Annotated in this window: 3 protein-coding genes; all 3 read left to right on the top strand. The window is 70.6% G+C overall.

Annotated elements, in window-relative coordinates; translation table 11 throughout:
- Nucleotides 1-2,850 (top strand): DNA polymerase III subunit alpha (dnaE, locus tag Q0195_RS03030; protein WP_299274340.1); only part of this gene is annotated, 2,850 nt, incomplete at its 5' end.
- A gap of 61 nt (nt 2,851-2,911) precedes the next feature.
- Nucleotides 2,912-3,451 (top strand): hypothetical protein, encoded by a 540-nt coding sequence (locus Q0195_RS03025; protein ID WP_299274338.1) that lies wholly within the window; start codon nt 2,912-2,914, stop codon nt 3,449-3,451.
- Between the two features lie 56 nt (nt 3,452-3,507).
- The gene (locus Q0195_RS03020; protein ID WP_299274335.1) at nt 3,508-3,852 is read left to right on the top strand and encodes a hypothetical protein; all 345 of its coding nucleotides are present in this window, start codon (nt 3,508-3,510) and stop codon (nt 3,850-3,852) included.
- The last annotated feature ends 154 nt before the right edge of the window (nt 3,853-4,006 follow it).

Here is a 4,006-nt window from a genome sequence, read left to right as displayed (position 1 = left end):
ATGCTCGCCCTGCAGTCCGGCAGCAAGCTCACCGAGCCCACCTACGACGAGGGCGGCAGCCGGTTCGCCTTCACCGGCAACACCTACTACCTACGCTCGGCCGCCGAGATGCGCGAGCTGTTCCGCGAGCTGCCGGAGGCGTGCGACAACACCCTGCTCGTGGCCGAGCAGTGCGACGTCCGCTTCCACACCGCCGCCGAGGGCGCGAACTACATGCCGCGCTTCCCCGTGCCCGAGGGGGAGGACGAGCACTCCTGGTTCGTCAAGGAGGTCGAGAAGGGGCTGGCCTACCGCTACCCGGACGGCGTACCCGACCACGTGCGCAAGCAGGCCGAGTACGAGGTCCAGGTCATCACCCAGATGGGCTTCCCCGGCTACTTCCTCGTCGTCGCCGACTTCATCAACTGGGCCAAGGAGCGGGGCATCCGGGTGGGTCCGGGCCGTGGCTCCGGCGCCGGCTCGATGGTCGCCTACGCGCTGCGGATCACCGACCTCGACCCGCTCGAGCACGGGCTGATCTTCGAGCGCTTCCTCAACCCCGACCGCGTGTCGATGCCCGACTTCGACGTCGACTTCGACGAGCGTCGGCGCGGTGAGGTCATCCGGTACGTCACGGAGAAGTACGGCGACGACCGCGTCGCCCAGGTCGTCACGTACGGCACCATCAAGGCCAAGCAGGCGCTGAAGGACTCCGCGCGGGTGCTGGACTACCCCTTCCAGATGGGGGAGAAACTGACCAAGGCGATGCCGCCCACCGTCATGGGCAAGGACATCACCCTGGCCGGCATCTTCGACCCCCGCGACCCGCGGTACGCCGAGGCGGAGGAGTTCCGCCAGCTCCACGCCTCCGACCCGGACGCGCAGGCGGTGGTCGAGACCGCACAGGGGCTGGAGGGCATCAAGCGGCAGTGGGGCGTGCACGCCTGCGCCGTCATCATGTCCAGCAAGCCGCTCCAGGACGTCATCCCCGTCATGCTGCGCCCGCAGGACGGCGCGGTCATCACGCAGTTCGACTACCCGCAGTGCGAGGCGCTCGGGCTGCTGAAGATGGACTTCCTCGGGCTGCGCAACCTCACCGTCATCGACGACGCCCTGGAGAACATCACCCGGAACGGCAAGGAGGCGCCGGACCTCGAACGCCTCCCGCTGGACGACCCGCTCACCTACGCGATGCTCTCCCGCGGCGACACGCTCGGGGTGTTCCAGCTCGACGGCGCCGGCATGCGCACCCTGCTGCGGCTCATGCGCCCCGACAACTTCGAGGACATCTCCGCCGTCGGCGCGCTCTACCGACCCGGCCCGATGGGCGCGAACTCCCACACGAACTACGCGCTGCGCAAGAACGGGCAGCAGAAGATCGACCCCATCCACCCCGAGCTGGAGGAACCGCTCGCCGACATCCTCGGCACCACCTACGGCCTGATCGTCTACCAGGAGCAGGTCATGGCGATCGCGCAGAAGGTCGCCGGGTACACCCTCGGCCAGGCCGACCTGCTGCGCCGGGCGATGGGCAAGAAGAAGAAGGCCGAGCTGGACAAGCAGTTCGAGTCCTTCCAGGCCGGCATGCTCGAGCGGGGCTACTCGCAGGACGCCGTCAAGACCCTGTGGGACATCCTGCTCCCGTTCTCCGACTACGCCTTCAACAAGGCGCACTCGGCCGCCTACGGCCTCATCTCCTACTGGACCGCCTACCTCAAGGCGAACTTCCCCACCGAGTACATGGCGGCCCTGCTCACCTCGACGCAGGGCAACAAGGACCGCCTCGGCCTGTACCTCGGCGAGTGCCGGCACATGGGCATCACGGTGCTGCCGCCGGACGTCAACACCTCGGTGGGGTCGTTCGCCGCCGTCGGGGAGGAGATCCGCTTCGGGCTGGCCGCGGTGCGCAACGTCGGTGCCAACGTCGTCGACGCGATCATCCGCACCCGCGAGGAGAAGGGCCCCTACACCTCCTTCCAGGACTTCCTCGACAAGGTGCCGGCGGTGGTGTGCAACAAGCGCACCATCGAGTCGCTCATCAAGGCCGGGGCCTTCGACTCGCTCGGACACACCCGGCGGGCGCTCCTCGCGCGGCACGAGGAGGCCATCGACATGGTCATCGACGTCAAGCGCAACGAGGCCGTCGGCCAGTTCGACCTCTTCGCCGGGCTGGGCGGTGAGGGCGGGGACGGCGGTGGCAGCGGCTTCACCATCGACATCCCCGACCTCCCGGAGTGGGACAAGCGGGAGAAGCTCACCTTCGAGCGGCAGATGCTCGGCCTGTACGTGTCGGACCACCCGCTCTTCGGGCTGGAGCACGTGCTCCAGCGCTCGGCGGACGTGTCGATCGCCAACCTGCTCACCGACGAGACCCGCGCCGACGGCTCGACGGTGACGATCGCCGGTCTGGTCACCTCGCTGCAGCGGAAGATGACGAAGAACGGCAACCCGTGGGCCATCGCGACGGTCGAGGACCTCGAGGGCTCCATCGAGGTGCTCTTCTTCCCGCAGACCTACTCCACGGTCTCGACGATGCTCGCCGAGGACTCGATCATCACGGTCAAGGGCCGGCTCAACCGGCGCGACGACATCCCCACGATCTACGCCTCGGAGATGACCCTTCCGGACGTCTCGCAGGCCACCGACGGGCCGGTCCAGCTCACCTTGGCCGCCAACCGGTGCACGGCGCCGCTGGTGGAGAAGCTCAAGGCGATCCTCACCGACCACCCGGGCAGCTCGGAGGTGCGGCTGCGGCTCACCAGCCCCGGCCGCTCGACGACCATGCGCCTGGAGGACTCCTTCCGCGTCGAGCCGTCCACCGCGCTCTTCGGCGACCTCAAGGCACTCCTCGGCCCCGGCTGCCTCGTCTAGCGTGCCCCCACCGGCCCGACCCCGGTGATGAGAGAGTGGGACGGAGACGAGACGGTGGGTGGTGACCTTGGCTGAACAGGACCGGCAGAGTGTCCCCGGGCTCGACACGGCGGAGCGGGACCGGGTGGTGACCGCGCTCGAGACCCGCTTCGCACCGCACCTCGACGCGGCCGCAGCCGCCGTCCGGGAGGCGGAGCGGGAGCTCGCCGAGGCCCGGGAGCGGCTGGCGAAGGCCGAGGAGGCGGCGGCCACCGGTGAGTACCGGTCCGACCCGCTCGTCTTCATGCGGGAGACGCTGAACGAGGACGTCGACGCCCTGGAGCGCAGGACCAACCCGAAGAAGGTCAGGGCCGCCTTCCGGTTCCTGCTCGACCGGGCGGTGGACCTCGCCGCCGGCGAGGTCCAGGGATTCCACGACGACCAGGCGGCTGCCGAGCACGAGCGGCTCCACGGGGTGGAGGCGTGCCGGCTCGCCGTGCAGCGGGCCGCGGCGGCGCTGGAGGAGGCCAGAGCCATGGCGGAGCGGGTCCGGTCGGCGGAACGGGCGGCGCGTCGGGGGCTGGACGTCATGCTCGACAAGCTCGCCGCCCCGCGGGAGTAGCCAGGGGGCGCGAGGTGCTCCGGACCGTGACGAGACGGCTGCCCTGGGCTCCGGGCGTGGGAGCGGACACATCGCGGCTCACCCGCCGGCGGTGGTGGATCACGGCGGGCGTCGGCGCACTGGTGGTGGCCGGCACGCTGGCCGGGATCTGGGGGCTCGTCGGTGACGGCCCGGACGGCGGCATCTGCCCGGCGGTCCTCCCCGCCCCGCCCGGATGCGCCGACCGGCTGCCCGCGGCAGTCACCTGGACCGCCGTCCTCCTCGTCGCCTACGGCGCCGTGCTGGTGCTCACCGCCCGGGCCCGGAGGCGCCTGGTGGCCGCCGGCGCAGGGCTGCTGCTGCTCGGCGTGCTCGCCGTGGTCGCATACCGGAGCACGCTGTGGGCCGGCGCGGTCGGCTGACGGCAGGTTCCCCGGGCTCCCGGCGTCCCGACAGCTGCCCGCGCGGACCGCGCCCACGGCGAGCACGAAGCGCCCGGTAGGGACTCACCCCTCGGCGGGAACTGAGCTGTCGGTGGGACGTGAGCTGTCGGTGGGACGTGAGCTGTCGGTGGGA

Source organism: uncultured Georgenia sp., assembly GCF_937958535.1.
GTDB lineage: Bacteria > Actinomycetota > Actinomycetes > Actinomycetales > Actinomycetaceae > Oceanitalea.
The sequence above is the reverse complement of the archived record's forward strand: the minus strand, read 5'-3'. Positions and strand labels throughout refer to the sequence as shown.